At 58.0% G+C, this 15,222-nt stretch carries 21 protein-coding genes and 1 tRNA gene; all 22 read left to right on the top strand.

Going from position 1 to position 15,222, the window contains the following annotated elements:
• Positions 1 to 51: 51 nt before the first annotated feature.
• The 22 genes from FGM06_RS03505 to FGM06_RS03410 all read left to right on the top strand — a co-directional run bounded on the left by FGM06_RS03505 (position 52) and on the right by FGM06_RS03410 (position 15,177).
• Positions 52 to 468: a hypothetical protein gene (locus tag FGM06_RS03505; protein ID WP_206668654.1), complete on the top strand. Its 417-nt coding sequence runs from the start codon at positions 52 to 54 to the stop codon at positions 466 to 468.
• 1 nt (position 469) lies between these two features.
• Positions 470 to 682 carry a hypothetical protein gene (locus FGM06_RS03500; RefSeq protein WP_144797591.1) on the top strand — a complete coding sequence of 71 codons (213 nt, stop codon included), beginning with the start codon at positions 470 to 472 and terminating at the stop codon, positions 680 to 682.
• A gap of 163 nt (positions 683 to 845) precedes the next feature.
• Positions 846 to 918 (top strand) — tRNA-Asn (locus FGM06_RS03495).
• A gap of 82 nt (positions 919 to 1,000) precedes the next feature.
• Positions 1,001 to 1,945 (top strand): hypothetical protein, encoded by a 945-nt coding sequence (locus tag FGM06_RS03490; protein ID WP_144797589.1) that lies wholly within the window; start codon positions 1,001 to 1,003, stop codon positions 1,943 to 1,945.
• A 31-nt stretch (positions 1,946 to 1,976) separates the two neighbouring features.
• Positions 1,977 to 2,210, top strand: a complete 234-nt coding sequence (locus FGM06_RS03485; protein WP_144797587.1) for a hypothetical protein — start codon at positions 1,977 to 1,979, stop codon at positions 2,208 to 2,210.
• A 104-nt stretch (positions 2,211 to 2,314) separates the two neighbouring features.
• Entirely contained in the window at positions 2,315 to 3,763 is a 1,449-nt protein-coding gene (locus tag FGM06_RS03480; RefSeq protein ID WP_206668653.1) for a hypothetical protein, read from the top strand.
• Between the two features lie 125 nt (positions 3,764 to 3,888).
• Positions 3,889 to 5,127, top strand: coding sequence for a hypothetical protein (locus tag FGM06_RS03475; RefSeq protein ID WP_144797582.1), 1,239 nt, complete (start codon positions 3,889 to 3,891; stop codon positions 5,125 to 5,127).
• Positions 5,124 to 6,305, top strand: coding sequence for a hypothetical protein (locus FGM06_RS03470; RefSeq protein WP_144797580.1), 1,182 nt, complete (start codon positions 5,124 to 5,126; stop codon positions 6,303 to 6,305). The genes FGM06_RS03475 and FGM06_RS03470 overlap by 4 nt, the downstream gene beginning before the upstream one ends.
• A gap of 86 nt (positions 6,306 to 6,391) precedes the next feature.
• On the top strand, positions 6,392 to 6,826 hold the full coding sequence (locus FGM06_RS03465; protein ID WP_144797578.1) for a hypothetical protein: 435 nt from the start codon (positions 6,392 to 6,394) through the stop codon (positions 6,824 to 6,826).
• A gap of 34 nt (positions 6,827 to 6,860) precedes the next feature.
• The gene (locus FGM06_RS03460) at positions 6,861 to 7,163 is read left to right on the top strand and encodes a hypothetical protein (RefSeq protein ID WP_206668652.1); all 303 of its coding nucleotides are present in this window, start codon (positions 6,861 to 6,863) and stop codon (positions 7,161 to 7,163) included.
• Positions 7,164 to 7,176: 13 nt separating this feature from the next.
• The gene (locus FGM06_RS03455; protein WP_144797574.1) at positions 7,177 to 7,563 is read left to right on the top strand and encodes a hypothetical protein; all 387 of its coding nucleotides are present in this window, start codon (positions 7,177 to 7,179) and stop codon (positions 7,561 to 7,563) included.
• A complete protein-coding gene (locus FGM06_RS03450; protein WP_144797572.1) occupies positions 7,547 to 7,831 on the top strand; it encodes a DUF6378 domain-containing protein in 285 nt (94 codons plus the stop codon). The genes FGM06_RS03455 and FGM06_RS03450 overlap by 17 nt, the downstream gene beginning before the upstream one ends.
• The gene (locus FGM06_RS15950; protein ID WP_186310957.1) at positions 7,828 to 7,992 is read left to right on the top strand and encodes a hypothetical protein; all 165 of its coding nucleotides are present in this window, start codon (positions 7,828 to 7,830) and stop codon (positions 7,990 to 7,992) included. The genes FGM06_RS03450 and FGM06_RS15950 overlap by 4 nt, the downstream gene beginning before the upstream one ends.
• Positions 7,989 to 8,177 carry a hypothetical protein gene (locus tag FGM06_RS03445; RefSeq protein ID WP_144797570.1) on the top strand — a complete coding sequence of 63 codons (189 nt, stop codon included), beginning with the start codon at positions 7,989 to 7,991 and terminating at the stop codon, positions 8,175 to 8,177. Before FGM06_RS15950 ends, FGM06_RS03445 begins: the two co-directional genes overlap by 4 nt.
• The gene (locus FGM06_RS03440) at positions 8,140 to 9,066 is read left to right on the top strand and encodes a DNA N-6-adenine-methyltransferase (RefSeq protein ID WP_144797568.1); all 927 of its coding nucleotides are present in this window, start codon (positions 8,140 to 8,142) and stop codon (positions 9,064 to 9,066) included. The genes FGM06_RS03445 and FGM06_RS03440 overlap by 38 nt, the downstream gene beginning before the upstream one ends.
• Entirely contained in the window at positions 9,059 to 10,033 is a 975-nt protein-coding gene (locus tag FGM06_RS03435; RefSeq protein WP_144797566.1) for a RecB family exonuclease, read from the top strand. Before FGM06_RS03440 ends, FGM06_RS03435 begins: the two co-directional genes overlap by 8 nt.
• A complete protein-coding gene (locus tag FGM06_RS03430; protein ID WP_144797564.1) occupies positions 10,033 to 10,233 on the top strand; it encodes a hypothetical protein in 201 nt (66 codons plus the stop codon). Before FGM06_RS03435 ends, FGM06_RS03430 begins: the two co-directional genes overlap by 1 nt.
• A gap of 108 nt (positions 10,234 to 10,341) precedes the next feature.
• Complete coding sequence (locus tag FGM06_RS15945) at positions 10,342 to 10,515, top strand: hypothetical protein (protein ID WP_186310956.1); 174 nt, start codon at positions 10,342 to 10,344, stop codon at positions 10,513 to 10,515.
• A gap of 14 nt (positions 10,516 to 10,529) precedes the next feature.
• Positions 10,530 to 11,444, top strand: a complete 915-nt coding sequence (locus FGM06_RS03425; RefSeq protein WP_144797562.1) for a DUF6610 family protein — start codon at positions 10,530 to 10,532, stop codon at positions 11,442 to 11,444.
• A 182-nt stretch (positions 11,445 to 11,626) separates the two neighbouring features.
• The gene (locus FGM06_RS03420; protein WP_144797560.1) at positions 11,627 to 12,067 is read left to right on the top strand and encodes a hypothetical protein; all 441 of its coding nucleotides are present in this window, start codon (positions 11,627 to 11,629) and stop codon (positions 12,065 to 12,067) included.
• 117 nt (positions 12,068 to 12,184) lie between these two features.
• The gene (locus FGM06_RS03415; protein WP_144797558.1) at positions 12,185 to 14,749 is read left to right on the top strand and encodes a DNA-directed DNA polymerase; all 2,565 of its coding nucleotides are present in this window, start codon (positions 12,185 to 12,187) and stop codon (positions 14,747 to 14,749) included.
• On the top strand, positions 14,749 to 15,177 hold the full coding sequence (locus FGM06_RS03410) for an HNH endonuclease (RefSeq protein ID WP_241662520.1): 429 nt from the start codon (positions 14,749 to 14,751) through the stop codon (positions 15,175 to 15,177). Before FGM06_RS03415 ends, FGM06_RS03410 begins: the two co-directional genes overlap by 1 nt.
• Positions 15,178 to 15,222 lie beyond the last annotated feature (45 nt).

The following is a 15,222-nucleotide window of genomic DNA, read 5'->3' as shown; positions in this document are numbered from 1 at the left end:
CTACCTAAGCCGCGCCAGCGGCGGTTATCTGCTGGAAAGAGAACCAGAGAAATGTTCTATCTCAACCGACTATTCGACCGGCTGTTCGGCAGTAACGACGACGACTTCGACTATCTCGATCTCGGTGGGGCTGAGGCTGTTTTCAACGCTATCGCGGAGAGAACGGACTCCGGCTTCGAGGCTCAGGTCACGCTCGGTGAGCCGCGACTCATCGACCGAGGTGAGCTGACCGAAGACCTCTACGTGGTCATTCCCACGTACACGGAGAACGGCCCCGACCCGGCTGACTTGGAGTTCGATCTTCCCGATGGTATCGAGGATGCTTCGACAGAGTTCTTCGACCTGCTCGATGCGTTCGGTATCGAGAAGGTGGCCGACGTGTTCGAGCTGGCCGGGCAGTCCGCTCCGGGTGTCCGAGTAAATGGTACGGTCGTCGTGGACTTCGACGCTCTCGGTGATATGGAGTAAGATGGAAGCGTACACGCGAGCTTCCGGCGACCTCGAAGCGACTATCGAACCTTTCGGTGACGGTGATGAGGTGGATATTGTTTCTCTCGATTATCCCGCCTTGTGGAACGACTCTAATCTTCTCGATGCCGTCTACTCTCTTGCTGATGATCTTCGCTCGGACGGGCTGACCGTCAAGAACCTCTCTACGTGGGTCAACCGCTACGACAAATAATGTCTACTCTCTCTATCTCTCCCGGTTGTGGTTCTCCCCTTGCTACTAACTTCATCGAGCGGGGTATCCCTCCCGACGATTTCTAAGACTCAAATAGGCATCTTTAAGTCTTGCTCTCACATCTAATAGAGTAGGGGCGAGCGCCCAACCCTCACTTTCTCTTGCCGAGGTAGCTCAGTTGGTAGAGCGCCTGACTGTTAATCAGGTAGCCACAGGTTCGAGTCCTGTCCTCGGCGCTTCGCTACGGCGAGAAATACAATGCCGTAGCTGGCTCCGTACTGACCGACGACCAGAACCAGAGAAACCTACGTTCAACAAATGAGCCTTTTCGACACCGACTACAACAGCGGCGGTAGCACCAACAACCAGAGCGGCGCGGACGGCGACTTCGAGGAGCGCCTGTCCCTGAAGATGAACAACTACGCCTTCATCTCGTTCAAGATTTCGCGTCTCGGTGAATACACCGGGTCGCAGTACGGCCAGTCCCTCATCGTGGATGCCGACGACGTGGAGGTGATCGACGGCATCGTGATGGAGCGGTCGCCGGGCGACCCTGACGACGACACCGTGAAGGTGTTTGGGTGGGACACTTGGTTCGCCACCGACGACAACGGCGCTCTCACGGAAGACGTGAGCGGCGACGAAGTTCCCTCCCGGCACAACGAGCAGTTCGGTAGCAACGACTTCACGTACAAGCTGACCGACACCGTTCAGGAGGGCGACGACCCGGTGAGCCTCGGCAACTGCACGCTGTGGCTCTCGAACGGAACGAAGAACCGCACCTTCGCCAAGGTCATCACGCCCGCCGGTCACGACGTGGTTGACGACAAGGACGACAACTACAACTGGCTGGACGAGGACGCTATCGAGCTTCGAGACGACCTCGAAGGCCGCCGTATCATCCTTTCCTACTACAAGGACGGCTTCCTGCCGGACGACGCGGAGAGCGAAGACGACTACGTGGAATACACGGACGCGAAGGTTCTCGACGCCGACACCCTCGCCGGTATCACCATCGCCAACTCCGGCGACGGTGGTTCCTCTGACGGCGACAGCGGCGACGAGAGCGGCGGTTCCCTCGGTGGTGGCTCCGACGACGAGCTTCCCGAGGGCGTCCCGCAGGCCGCCGACCAGATCATCGACTTCATGGCGAACACGGGCGAGACGAACCCGGAGAACGTCGAACAGCTCGTCGCTGGTGAAGTCGGTGACGCCGAGTACGACCTCGATGCGGTGATTGCCGAGATCGAGTCTCGGATGTAAAGACTCGGACGAACGCTTTTAATTCTTGAAGATGGACAAGGACGACGCCAAGCAGTACGTTACAGAGGTACAGGTCGGTACAGACAAGAAGAAACAGCTCGGTCAGTATGAGCCAGCGACGGCCCACACGTTCCTCACCGCCGAGGTTCCTGACGACGAAGACGTTGACGAGGTGATCGAGGCGCTGGAAGAACTTGCGTGGGAATCCACCGAGAGGAGCATTATGGAGCGGTGGGAGAAGCACGTCCGCAAGTCGGACGAGTAGGCTCTGTTCTCCCGCTCGATGAAGAAGTATCGTAACCGGACTCAGGACATGAAATAGGCGTATGCAACGCAGTCCGAGAAATGCACATCCCTGTTCTCAACCAGATGGAAGACACCTACATTCCGAACCTGTACGACCTGACGCTGATGAAAGAGGACTTCGGGCTGATGGGGGAAGAAGACACCCTTCAGACCGTCCTTCTTTCGTGGTTCAACGGAGGGTTCGTCGCTATGACCGGCCTCTCGCGTGGGGGGAAGGACATGGTGGTGGACGCGGCGGACTACTGCACGAAGGGAGACTTCGTGTTCAAAGTCCCCGACTCCACCTCGAAGACCGACCTCTACATGAAGGAAGACCAGATGAACTCGGCCCGTGTCCACCGTTACCCGGACATTGCGACTCTCCAAGACAAACAGCACTTGGAGGAAATTATGAAGCGCCACGGGGAGGGCAAGTCGGCAACCCACTCCCGCGCTCTCGGTACGAGCGGTCAAACCGAGTCGTTCGAGCTGAAGCCCCCGGACGCTTTCGTGCTGTTCGTGGCTTCGGACAACGAGCAGGTCGATCTCAACGACTATCCCGAGCTACGGAACCGGGCGCTGGTCGTCTCCATCGACGCCTCCGAGGAGCTGACCAAGAAGGTGAACGAGCGGCAGGCCCGACAGGAAGCGGGACTCGTCGAATACAACTTCACCGAGGAGGAGCGGGAGGAGATTCGGGAGTACGTTTCCGGCATCCCCGTCAAGATGTTCGCGTCCGAGGAAGGGCCGAACGGCGGGACGCTGAACCCCGTCTCGGTTGCGCTGAACAATCAGAATCCGCTCCCTCAGCACTTCACAGAGGCCCGGCAGGACTTCCCGCGACTGCTGGACTTCTGCCGGTCGGTGGCCCTGTTCCACTACAAAGACCGAATGACTCCGGCACTCCCCGACCGCCCGGAGACGGCTACGCTTCTCATCACGCCCGCCGACGTTTGGTACGCAATGCGTATCTTCGGTGAGCAGATGATTCTCTCCGCGCTGAACCTCCGCGAGATCGACTTCGAGATGCTATCGATGCTTCGAGACACCAACGACGGCTACTCGAAGGCGGAGATTCAGATGGAGATGCGCGACCGGGGCTTCAACATCACGAACCGCGACGTTCACTCCGCGCTGAACAATATGCTCACGAAGGGCTACGTGCGGAAAGACCAGAGCGAGAACCCCGTGATGTGGAAAGCGTCCGAGTTCGCGGCTCAAGCTCGCCGGGACGTGACTCTCGATTGGGCGGAGATGGTCGAAGACACGAAGCAAACCGCTCGGAAGGCCCTGCCGGGCGACGTGGCAGAGGAATACATCGAGCGGTACTGCGAAGGCGAGGGGCTGTTCGTGACCCATCCGTTCACCGGAGAGAAGCTGAACATCACGAAGCAGAACATTCTCGAAGATAAGGTCGAGGAGGCTGAGTCACAGGAGGAAGACGTCTTCTCCCAAGACCTCTACGGCGGGTCTGACGACGCTGAGGATGAACCCGACGCCGAGGGAGCTTTCGCTGGCGGGACGCTCGGATGAACGGACGCTGGACGTGCCGCTGTTGCGAAACCAGCACGGGTGGCGTTGCCGAATACTGTCCGGCTTGTCAGAGTTCGGGATGTACGAGCTTCGCCGCGAGGTGCAACGAATGACCACTCACACAAATGGGAAATCACGAGAAGCTTCTATGGGAAGCATCGAAAGTCTGGTGTCCCGACGTGGGGCCGGACGCTCCACGACGGGTGAGTACCCGGTTTAGGATACAAGAACCGGCGAACAATCGAGTTGAGCTGGTAAGCAATCTTCTTGAGGCAGGTCGCGCAGGCAAGGACGGGTTCGTATCCACCTACTCCTTCCCTCGGGGGCACACCGACGACGGGGACAACATCCCGAAGATAGATACGATCTTCATCGACTTCGACGTTCCCGCTGACTCCGAGTACCGCGAACGGAACCGAACCCTCGATGCGTGGAAACGCTCTATGAGTGACCTCCTGATTCGCGTTCAGTTGGTCGCTGAGGCAATCATCGACGGCGGGAAACAAGACCATTGGCGAGCTTCCCTGTCCGGTCACAAGGGAATCCACCTGTTCTTCGACTTCGAGGAAGTGGACGTAGCCAACGGGTCGTACACGCAGTTCAAGCGTGGTCTTGAGAAGTACGGCAACCAGATGATAGAGCAACTGGACGAGATCGCGGGCGGAATCAACATCGACCCGTGGGTTGACGTTGACAGCTCCGACCTCGCACGACTCGTCCGACACCCCAACACGCCCCATCCCGGCGCTGAGCATCGGGATGAAACGAGTTGGTGTGTTCCGGTGAGCATCGAGGAACTGGTAGACCTCACGCCGGACGACTACTTGGAACTTACCAGCGGCCCCCGGCCCGTTCCCGTGAAGGAGCGGTCGCCATCAGCGGCAGGACGCCGGGAAGTAGCTCTCGAAGTGCGGAACGCCAGCGGTGGTGACAGCACGTACAGCGAGCGCCGTGGGTCGGTGAAAGACCCGAAGGCGGTGAAACGCTACAAGGAGGAATCGAACGACCGAATCAAGGTAAGCGACATTCCGCTTCTCGTTGCGAACAAGCCCTGTATTATGGAGTTCATCAAGCGTGACGACTCCTACGGGTACGGCTCCGAGAGTCGCGTTATGGAGATTAACGTGATGAAGGAGCTGATTCAGAAGAAGGTTCCCATCGAGGTGATCGTGAACTTCTTTCGCCCCATCGAGGGGTACGACGAAAACACGACGCGCTCGCTGGTGGAAGACCTCATCTCTCGCTATGAAGGCCCGTTTGTCTGTCAGAATGTTTGGGACGCAGGCGGGGAGTTCTGCGTTGGAATGAACGACCACTCGGACGAAACCTGCCGAATCTACGACGAAGAATACGTACCTACATGAACTACGAACAGAACCTCACACCCACCGAACTGGAAATCATCGACTACCTCCCTTCGACCTACGCTGACCTCTCTACTGAGTTCGGCTTCTCCGAGTCAACCGCCCGCGACCACATCAGCAGTATCGAGCGCAAGGGCGCTCCGCTTGCGAAAAGACGCATCGACGGGGGCAAGGTCGAAGCGTATATGCGGGACGTGGAGAAGGAACACCCGACGAACCAGAACCGCACCCGCGAGTACGGTTCGACCACGAAGGCGACGAAGACCAAGCGGCTGAACAAGGCCGCCGGGTCGCTCTCCCGTCGTCTCGATAAAGTGCTGAACAACACGGAACCCGCCGTGAGCGCCGTCCCTCTCTCGGATGGCGGTGAAGAAGACGTGGTGATTCACGTCACGGACGACCACATTGGCGACGTTCTCGAAGACGAGTTCGGAAACGAGGTCTTCAACACCGAAATCGCTCTGGAGCGGATTCGCTACCGGACGCAGAAGACGCTCGAACTGATTGAGCGCCAGCGAAAGGCCGGATGGGAGTTCCACACGGTTCACTACGTAATGGGTGGCGACATCATCACCGGCTCCGGTATCTACCTCGGCCAAGCGTGGGAGATGGAGCTGAACCTGAACGAGCAGATCGACATTGCCACGCAGGTTCACTTCGAGCAGATTCGGATTCTCGCGGAGAACTTCGAGGCCGTTCAGGTGGTGTGTCAGACCGGGAACCACGGCGAGATTCGGATTAACGGTTCGAGTCAGCAGGCCAACGGTGACGACATTGTGTACCGGATGCTCGATGCGGTTGTTCGGGCGTCGGAGTACGACAATATCACCTTCATCCGAAACGACCGCACGGGCTTCACGAACTTCGAGATTCGGGGTCACAAGGCTCACATCCGGCACGGGCAGAACGCGGCGGAACACATCGGAACGGCGGCGGCGAAGCGTGACTGGAGAGGGTGGCTCCTTCAGCACGGTTTCGACATTGCCTACGCTGGTCACTACCACACGCAGGGTGTTGACCGAGTGATGAACGTCCCCGTGATTCGCTCGGGTTCTATCAAGCCGCCGGGCGACTTCGAGGAGTCGATCTCCGAGTGGTCGATGCCCGGTGCGACAATTCACGGCGTCTCTGACTCCCTTCCCCTGACGTGGCTCTACGACGTACAGTACCAGCCCTAAAGACTCAAGGACATAACAACGAGTCTTTTACAAAGAGTTAAGAACCGCTCAACGAGTCTTAGCAGTAGCGACCAGCAGGACACTAAATGGAAAACAAAGACGAGTTCTTCGGAAAGCCAAGAGCTGACACCACTACTATCGAGAGCGGCCCCGGAATCCACGACTATTGGGCGCTCCACAAGTTCGCCCTCGAAACCGAGGCGGATTGGATGCCCACCCACCTTCGATGCTACCACCCCGGACGAGAGATCGACGGCGAACTGATGGAGGGCTACTACGACGAGTTCATTCCCGTAGCTCACGAGTGCGCGAGAGGTCTTGTTCTGAAGAAGGAAGTGACAGAGGAAACCCTCTACTGCCCGGACTGTGAGGAAGCCGCTCGGAAGATGGACACCGGGGAGCCGGTGTGCCCTGAGTGCGGCCTTATCTGCGACGACGGGCGACCGACCTACGAAATCGTGAACGACCCCAAAGCGGCGGGGAGAGTTGACACCCAATCTGGATACTATGGAAGTGACTGACCCGACAGAGAAGACTGAGGAGTTGAAACGCCTGATGAACGAGACGACCGTGGAGATCGGCGGCGAGAACGAACGTCTCTCCGACCTCGTGGGCGACATCAAGAAAGCTCACCAAGAGCTTGATGCCTACAAGTCGGGGGCGCTCAAGCTGAGCAACGCCCTCGATGAGCGGATTCTGATGGCGAAAGGCGACGACGACGAACAGCTCACAGAGATTCTGGAGGGGATGAAGGAGTCTGCTTTCGGCGTCTACCTCAGACTTCAGCGCGGCGACCTCGAACTACTCGGAGAACGCGACGGCAAGCACTCCGGGTACTTCGCACCGGACGACGAGTAACCACGACCTCATTATGATGAGCTTTGGAACAGACGGAATTAGTCACAACATCCATCTCGCTCAGGTTGACGACGACGGAAACCTCTCGAACTTCAAAGAGTACGAGAACGTAGTCGATGCGATGTGCCTCCCTGATGGGACAGTCAAGTTCTACTACGAGAACGAACTCAAGCAGATTCAGGGTGGTCGAATCGTCCGGTCGCAAGTTCGCGGTATTAAGGACGCTTTCCGCTATCGCTGTTCGGCGTGCGGGGAGTTCGAGACGGACGTAATCAGCCAGCGAGACAGGGGTGAGCAGACCGTGATGGAGTGTCCGGTCTGTGAGGAACCGACCGATCACGACCGAATGGACGTGGAGGAAATCAAATACGACCGAGTACGACATGGACGGAGTGAATAACGGGAGACTTCTCGAAGAAGCGCAGGAAATCATCGAGGGCCGTTCCGAAACCCACGGTTCTGCCGAAGACTCCTTTGGTCGAATCGCTGAATGGTGGACGACCTACCTCTCAACGGAGTACGGGAGCGACCTGACGTTGAAGGACGCCGACGTTGGGGAGATGATGGAACTGTTCAAGCTCGCCCGAGCGCAGGGCGGAGACTACCACGAGGATGATTATCGTGACCGACTCGGCTACGTCAACCTCGCCAGCAACTTGCGACGATGACAGACGAAGAAGACCAAGACCTACACGATGAGATCGACGCGCTCGCACTCGAAATCGAGCGGTCGATAGTAGAGTTTCGAGAGACGAACAAAAAGTGGGAGGGCGTGTTCGACCCGACGCCTCGCCATATGAAGACGCAAGCGGAGGCGTTGTTCTCGTGAGCGTCGGACTCCCCGACGAAACGAAGGATATTCTGATGGACATTCTTCGTCGAGCGGCGTCACAGGATAGAGCGGTGATTGAGTTCAAGAAGCGCGACGGTGAGCTTCACGCGATGGACATTACGGAACACGTCGCCGTCCTCGAAGATGAGTACGAACCGGAAGACAACGAACAAATCGACTGAAGGAGGTAGGGATTTTCAAAACAAGGCGCACTACGAATCCGGCAACGACGAACGCGGCACTCCTGTTGAACTCGCTCGGCAATTGAAGCGGGCGAACGGCGGCCTATTCGATCTCGACCCCTGTTCTGGATGTGAACCCGAACCCATCGGTCGGGAGCGGTTCACGATAGACGACGACGGCCTCGCTCAACGGTGGTTCGGGTCGGTGTGGATGAACCCGCCGTATTCGGACATAGAAGACTGGATGAAGAAGGCCAGCACCGAGGCTCAGCGTGACGACGTGGACTATGTTCTCTGTTTGGTTCCGAACCGGACGAGTACGCAATGGTTCCACAAGTACGCGGTCGAAGCCGAGGTGTTCTGCGTTATCGAGGGTCGACTCAAGTTCGAGCATACGGACGGGTCAGCTCCCTTCCCGAGCGCGATCTTCGCCTACGGGGATGTTCCCGACGACGTGATGGACGTTCTCCACCACCGGGGAGCGGTCTACAACATCGAGGAGGGAGACGACGGCCAGCAAGTCCGTCTGATGGAATGGGCCGAGAGCGACGTTGAATCCGAGGAGGATACCACCATCGTCGTCTCTCAGTCCGAGTGCCAGCCGCTCAAGAGCGTCAACCTTCACGACCGGCTCACGCTCCACATCAACGACGACACGCTCGGAGCGCCCGCCCACCTCGATGCGGAGGTGACGGTGGAGATCGTCTCCGGTCAAGTACGGAACGGTCAGCAGGAACTTCTCACGCAGGTTCCCCAAGACGACCGAGACGGAACGTGGTATATTCTCTCTTACCCGGTGTTCGGTGACGGCTCGGTGTACGCCGCCGTTGAACAGCCGGGGAGTGGGTGGTACGACGTGATTCTCGAAAAAATAGAAATCAATGAGTAAGGCACTCACAGACGACGGTAAGGAAATCGACCTCACCGTTCCCGACGATAACGCTGAGAACGGACTCGAACACATCTCGAAGTCCCGAATCAAGACGTACCTCCAATGCCCGAGGAAGTTCCTCTACCTCTACTGGATGGACAACCGGACGCCCGGCTCCTACCACACCGAGAAGGGGAGTCAGATTCACCGGGCCTACGAGACGTTTCACGAGAACTTGATCGAGTACGTCCAAGAACACGGCGAGCGCCCCGAGTGGTACGCCGACGTGATGGGGCCGTGGGAAGACTACGCCCAATGGCTTCACCCACATATCGAGAACTTCTGGAAGTTCGAGGATACCCGATGGGAGCTTGCCCTCGATGTGGCTGACAGTACCGAGGAAGCACTCGATTTGTGGCTCCCCCTCGGGGTCGAAGTCGAAGGCCGACTCGAAGGCGACGATGTTCCTATCGGGAGCCTCCCGTGGATGGGGTACGCCGACGCTCTGCTTCACGCCGCGACTGTCCCCGGCATTGAGGCCGACGTGGGCGTGGTTATCGTGGACTACAAGACCGGGAAGGTTCAGGACGAACAGTACCGCCATAAGGGAATCTACCTAGAAGGAGAGTTCTACGGCTGGCTGTTCGAGAACGAACTCGACTACGAGATCGCGGGAGTCGCTGGTTACTATCCACAGGAGGATGAGCTGGTCGTCTCCCCCTACCCGGACGAAGACCGCCGACACATCATCCGAAAGGCCGTCCTCGGGATGCAGATGAAGCCCGAGATGGAGAACTACGAGCTAAACACCGGCCCGCTCTGTCACTATGGGCACGGCAAGTGCTTCTTCTACGACGACTGCCCCTCGACGTGGGGGAAGAAGGGCGGGGAAGGCTACCACGGGTTCGCTGAACCAGATGGTAGCACGAAGCCGAAGGATGAGATAACCGACCACAAGCGGGCGAAGAACTGGTATCCCTACTAATGGACTTCAATCTCCCTCATAACTGCCGGAAGTGCGGTAAAGAGTTCAACTACCTGAACCCGGAGTGTAACGAGGATTACTACGTGGTTCAGAGACGGAGCGCCCGCTACCGTGGGGCGACCGCCTCAGTCGTCTACTGTACGGGGTGCGCCCCGTTCGGGAACACGAAAATCCCCGACCAGCTCGGGTTCGATGAGTAAAGCGGAAATTTTCCTCCGACTCTGCCTGATTCCGCTTGGCGTTCTCGTCCTGAGCTACGGATTCGGAGCGATCTACGACTACCTGCGATACGAATACGACAACCGAAAATGACCGAAGGAAACCTCAGCTTCGTCCTGCACAACGAATCGTTCGATGACCTCGCCTCGATGCTTACCGAGTACGCTCAGATGAAGCGTGTGGTGAGACAGCACGAGGAAGCGGAGCAGGCGGAAACTATCCGCAATACCCTCTACGCACAGCACGCACACAGCCTGAAGTAGCCGATAATTCCCTAATGAGTCTCACCGAGTACGCATCGACCAGCGACAGCTCCAGCTCACCCAACCGAATTGATGTTATAGTCACGTCCTGCGGCGGCGAGGATATGCCCCGAGCGGCCTACCGTGGTGGCTCGCTCGTGGGGATGGAAAGCACGAAAGCCCGACCACCGAGGGAGATTCCGGTGGAGTTCGTCGATTGGCCGTTCCTTCAAGATGATCTATCGTTCGACCAGAAGTGGGAGTCCCACCTCGATGTGGTGAAACGCGAGAAGCCGAAGTATGCTGTTGCGCCTGATATTGAGAACGAATCTTCCCTCAATTCTACTCTTGCTAAGGCTGACCGGCTTCGCCGTCACGCAGAGGTCGTTATCGTGGTTCCGAAGGGAGTCAAACCCGACCGTATTCCCTCTCGGTTCCGCGTCGGACTCCCCGCTCAAGACCGCTTTGGTGGTGTACCGTGGCCTGTATGGGAGTACCGTAACTGCCGAAGCGTTCACATCCTCGGTGGTAGCCCGCACCGACAATTCGAGTTATCCCACTACGTCCCCGTCCACTCAGTCGATACAGCTTCGCCTCTGAAAGCGGCTCAATTCGGGAGTGTGTGGCAGGGCGATAAGTGGGGAGAGGACGGCTACAACTACTACGACCGCATCGAGCGGTCGATGGAGAACGTCCTGAAATCGTGGAACGACGACGAAAGAGTTGACTCGGCGTTCCTGAACCGTCGACGGCGGGAGATCGAACACCCACAAACCCCGTCGCTTCTCGAAACCGACCGGAAGGCCCACCCTCCCTCTCGGGAGGAGCTGTGTATCGGGCCGGACGAGGAGATTCCCTTCCCCGGTCGGGCGTACTTCTACCGCGACGACACGCTCGAATACGACGAATGGCTCCGCGAGTACCGGGGCCGTGAGCCGTCTTGGGCGTAGTTCTCTGATTCTCTGTTTTCGGTCGAAATGCCGTCAGCATCCGCTGGCGGTGCGGCACGAATCCAGAGACATGACGAACTGCCGAAAATGCGACAAACGAGAGACAATACCCGGTAAGTCGCTCTGCCCGTTCTGCTTGGAGATAGCGAAGGACGCGACTATGCGGGAACGACAACGAGAAAATGAGTAGCACACTTCACGACTTTACCGATGTAGAACCGCTCGTCGTTCGAGAAATCCAGCCGCTCCGGTATCCCGACAACCCCGAGAAGTTTGTCGGGTTCCTCGGCCCCTCGAACCGCGACCAGAACTGTATCGTGTGCCAGCGGAAGCGCCACCCCTATTGGGAAGACGGCGAGCAGAAACAGCACTTCTACCGGAAGGGCGGTGGGTATTCGTTCAGCGAATCCACCCTCGGATTGCTCCGCCGAGCAGGTGTCACTCGAATCGTGATCGAGGAGACGGACAACGACCGCCTGCTCGAATTTAATCTCGTGGACTACGAGAGCGGGCGTTTCTCAAACGAGATGGGCGACGACCCTCAGCGATTCGTCCCCGTCGATGAAGCTCTCCACGAGTGGACTGCCGCTGAAGCGACCATCATCCGCGATCACAAGCTATGAACCAGAACCAGAGTCACCAGCAAGCCGCACCGTGTGGATGTGAGAACCCCCGAATCGCCCCTCAGGGTGGTTGCGAAACGTGTCTGAACTGCGGATGGAGTGCCTGTCTCATTTGAAATGAAGGAAATCTACGTTACCAATACAGAACTCATCTACGAGGATTACACCCCGAAAGTCCAACTGTTCGGGCGAACTGAAGCGGGGAAGCCGGACTCCGTTGTGGTGGAGAACTTCGACCCGTACTTCTACGTCCCCGCTGAGGAACGCGAGCAGGTTGACCCGTTCGATAATGACCACATCGAGGGGTATGACGACACCGAGATGGTCGGCCTCGTGAACCAAGACGAGCTGGCGAAGGTCGTCGTGAACAACCCAAAGAAGATGGGCGAAGTCGCGTCGTTCTTCTCGAAGTCGTGGGAAGCCGACGTGGACTACACCGACCGGCTCCGTATCGACCTCGGCATCAAGACCGGCGTTCGAGTCCCCGGCGACCGGGTGACTCCCGACGAGATCGAGCCGGTGGAGATGGACACGCCGCCGCGCGTGATTACGTTCGACATTGAGACGGACGACCGGGGGGAGGGCTTCCCCGACTACGGGAAGGCTCAAATCCTGAGCATCGTCGCTCACGACAACTACACCGACGAGTACGTAGGGTTCATCGATCTCGACGGTCACGGGCTTGGTGAACGCTTCCCCGACGCCAACCTCGATGCGGTGAGCCACCCGAGCGACCTCGGCCTCGAACACCTCGACCAGCTCAAGTTCGAGCCGAACGAGCGGAAGATGCTCACCGAGTTCGCCAAGTACGTTCAGGAGAAGGACGCCGACCTCATCTGCGGCTGGAACAGCAACGGGTTCGACACCCCGTTCACAATCGAGCGGATGAAGGAACGCGGCGTCAACGCCGACCGGCTCTCCCGCACCGGGAACTCCTACACCGGGTACGGTGGCCCGAAGATCGAGGGACGCACCTGTTACGACCTGATGGAAGCGTGGAAAGACACGAAGTTCACGAAGGTCAGCGGGGCGCTCGATAACGCCGCCGAGATGGAGCTGGAGGACGCGAAGATCGAACACTCCGACAAGGGATTCTACGAGCTATACTCGGAGAACACTCGGAAGTTCCTCAACTACAACGCGAAAGACGTCTTCCTCACGGTGGGCGTCAACGAAGCCGCGAACGTTCTCGCGTTCAAGAAGGCGCTTCGGGACACCATCGGTCTGGACTTCGAGCAGACCACGGCGAACAACGAGTTTATCGAGATGATGATTCGCCGGAAGCTCTACGAGGAGGGCTACGCCGGGCCGACCGCCGACCCGCCGGAGGATTCCGGTAAGTACGACGGGGCCTACGTGTTCCCGGCGTTCACCGGCCTCAAGGAGAACATCGTCGGTATCGACCTTGCTTCCCTGTACCCGAACGCGCTCTGGATGCTGAACGCCAGCCCGGAGACGAAGGTTGACCCCATCCACGTCGAAGAACACGACGACGGCCTGTACGCAGTCCTCGAAGAAGGGGGCGACCTCGTGCCGGTGGCGAAGGCGGCCAACGACGTTTACTTCCGACTCGATTTCGACGGCGTGTTCCGCGAACTAGTAGACGAAGCTCTCCGGCTCAAGGAACACGCTGGCGAGATGAAGAAGGACGACTCGCTGAGCGCCGATAAGAAGGAGAAATGGGCCGAGGAGTATAGTGTCAGGAAGACGATAGTTAACTCGATCTACGGCGTTTTGGGGTGGGTTCGGTTCTTCCTCTACGACTCCGATATTGCCGCCGCTGTCACCCTTACAGGGCAGACAGTAATCAAGCGAACGGCGAAATACGTCAACGAGGAAAGTATCGCAAATGTGGCATACGGGGATACCGACTCAAATTATATAGAATTTGATAGTTCGATGAGTCAGCGAGAGTGCCTCGAAGCCGCAACCCAAATCACGGAAACGCTGAACAACGAGGTCTACGTCGAACTCGCCGCCGAGTACGGGATGCCGACTGACCCCTGCCGGTTCGAGATCGAGATCGAGATGTACGCCTCTCGGTTCTTCATGTCCGGCCAAAAGAAGTTCTACGCCTACGTGAAGGTGTGGGACGAGGGGATGGACTACGACGCCCAAATCAAGGACGGAGAGGGCAAGCTGTCCATCAGCGGCTACCCGTGCAAGAAGGCGAACACGGCTCAGCTCACCAAGGAGGTTCAACGGGAGACGCTGGAAACTATTGTTCGTGGTGGCTCGAAGGACGAAATTCGCCGCATCATTCGGGAAGGGGCCGAGCGCATCGACGCCTCGAACCCGGACTTCGACCTGATTGGCGTCCCCGGCGGTCTTGGAAAAGAGCTTGAAGACTACTCGTGGTCTGACGGGACGCCGAAGGGCGCTTCGCCCCGAGCGGCGTACTACGCTAACAAGTTTATCAAGGACTGCAACTTCGGGAAGGGGAACACGGTCAAGCGGGTCTACCTCAAGCACACCACGCTCGGAGAAGACACGCTCGATGTGATTGGATACGAGCGGGGAGCGCAGTTGAACGATCTCCGCGACCAGCTCACCGTGGACGTGAAGCGGATGCAGGACACGCTCGTTCGGAACCCGATGGTGGACATCCTCGATGCGGTAGAGATCGACGTAGACGCCGCGATTGAAGGGCAGAGTCAGACCGGCCTCGCCGCGTTCTGCTAATGTCCCGAGAAAGACCGTGGCAAGACGAGGAAACGCTTAGAGAAAAATATTCGACACACCGTTCCTGCCGCAAGGTCGCTGGAGAACTCGGTTGTTCCAAGGAGACGATTCGATACTGGATGGAGAAATTCGGTATCGAGAGAACGGGTCGGAAGCACAACGTCGCCGTCACGGAACGCTCCGATGGATACGAACAGCTCACCGTCAACATCGACGGGAAGACCTACTCGTGTCTCCACCATCGGCTTCTCGCCGTTGCCGAGTACGGTTACGACGCCGTGGTTGAGAACGACGTTCACCACAAGAACTCGATGAAGCTGGATAACAGATTGGAGAACATCGAACTTCTCGGTCACGCTGAACACGCGAGACACCACTACGAAAAGCGAACGCTGAATGATCGCGGCCAGCTCGTTTCTATCACTTAAAGACTTGAATAGGAGTCTTTAAGTCCTTAGTTCACGTCTATTAGA

Source organism: Halorubrum depositum, assembly GCF_007671725.1.
In the GTDB taxonomy this organism is placed as follows: domain Archaea; phylum Halobacteriota; class Halobacteria; order Halobacteriales; family Haloferacaceae; genus Halorubrum; species Halorubrum depositum.
The sequence above is the reverse complement of the archived record's forward strand: the minus strand, read 5'-3'. Positions and strand labels throughout refer to the sequence as shown.

Bases quoted from the DNA above. Each gene is read 5' to 3' on its own strand.
- FGM06_RS03480 (WP_206668653.1), top strand. From the start codon at position 2,315: ATGGAAGACACCTACATTCCGAACCTGTACGACCTGACGCTGATGAAA.
- FGM06_RS03505 (WP_206668654.1), top strand. From the start codon at position 52: ATGTTCTATCTCAACCGACTATTCGACCGGCTGTTCGGCAGTAACGAC.
- FGM06_RS03440 (WP_144797568.1), top strand. From the start codon at position 8,140: ATGAGTACGAACCGGAAGACAACGAACAAATCGACTGAAGGAGGTAGG.
- FGM06_RS03425 (WP_144797562.1), top strand. From the start codon at position 10,530: ATGAGTCTCACCGAGTACGCATCGACCAGCGACAGCTCCAGCTCACCC.
- FGM06_RS03420 (WP_144797560.1), top strand. From the start codon at position 11,627: ATGAGTAGCACACTTCACGACTTTACCGATGTAGAACCGCTCGTCGTT.
- FGM06_RS03415 (WP_144797558.1), top strand. From the start codon at position 12,185: ATGAAGGAAATCTACGTTACCAATACAGAACTCATCTACGAGGATTAC.
- FGM06_RS03490 (WP_144797589.1), top strand. From the start codon at position 1,001: ATGAGCCTTTTCGACACCGACTACAACAGCGGCGGTAGCACCAACAAC.
- FGM06_RS15945 (WP_186310956.1), top strand. From the start codon at position 10,342: ATGACCGAAGGAAACCTCAGCTTCGTCCTGCACAACGAATCGTTCGAT.
- FGM06_RS03450 (WP_144797572.1), top strand. From the start codon at position 7,547: ATGGACGGAGTGAATAACGGGAGACTTCTCGAAGAAGCGCAGGAAATC.
- FGM06_RS03430 (WP_144797564.1), top strand. From the start codon at position 10,033: ATGGACTTCAATCTCCCTCATAACTGCCGGAAGTGCGGTAAAGAGTTC.
- FGM06_RS03470 (WP_144797580.1), top strand. From the start codon at position 5,124: ATGAACTACGAACAGAACCTCACACCCACCGAACTGGAAATCATCGAC.
- FGM06_RS03475 (WP_144797582.1), top strand. From the start codon at position 3,889: ATGGGAAATCACGAGAAGCTTCTATGGGAAGCATCGAAAGTCTGGTGT.
- FGM06_RS03410 (WP_241662520.1), top strand. From the start codon at position 14,749: ATGTCCCGAGAAAGACCGTGGCAAGACGAGGAAACGCTTAGAGAAAAA.
- FGM06_RS03460 (WP_206668652.1), top strand. From the start codon at position 6,861: ATGAACGAGACGACCGTGGAGATCGGCGGCGAGAACGAACGTCTCTCC.
- FGM06_RS03455 (WP_144797574.1), top strand. From the start codon at position 7,177: ATGATGAGCTTTGGAACAGACGGAATTAGTCACAACATCCATCTCGCT.
- FGM06_RS03500 (WP_144797591.1), top strand. From the start codon at position 470: ATGGAAGCGTACACGCGAGCTTCCGGCGACCTCGAAGCGACTATCGAA.
- FGM06_RS03435 (WP_144797566.1), top strand. From the start codon at position 9,059: ATGAGTAAGGCACTCACAGACGACGGTAAGGAAATCGACCTCACCGTT.
- FGM06_RS03485 (WP_144797587.1), top strand. From the start codon at position 1,977: ATGGACAAGGACGACGCCAAGCAGTACGTTACAGAGGTACAGGTCGGT.
- FGM06_RS15950 (WP_186310957.1), top strand. From the start codon at position 7,828: ATGACAGACGAAGAAGACCAAGACCTACACGATGAGATCGACGCGCTC.
- FGM06_RS03465 (WP_144797578.1), top strand. From the start codon at position 6,392: ATGGAAAACAAAGACGAGTTCTTCGGAAAGCCAAGAGCTGACACCACT.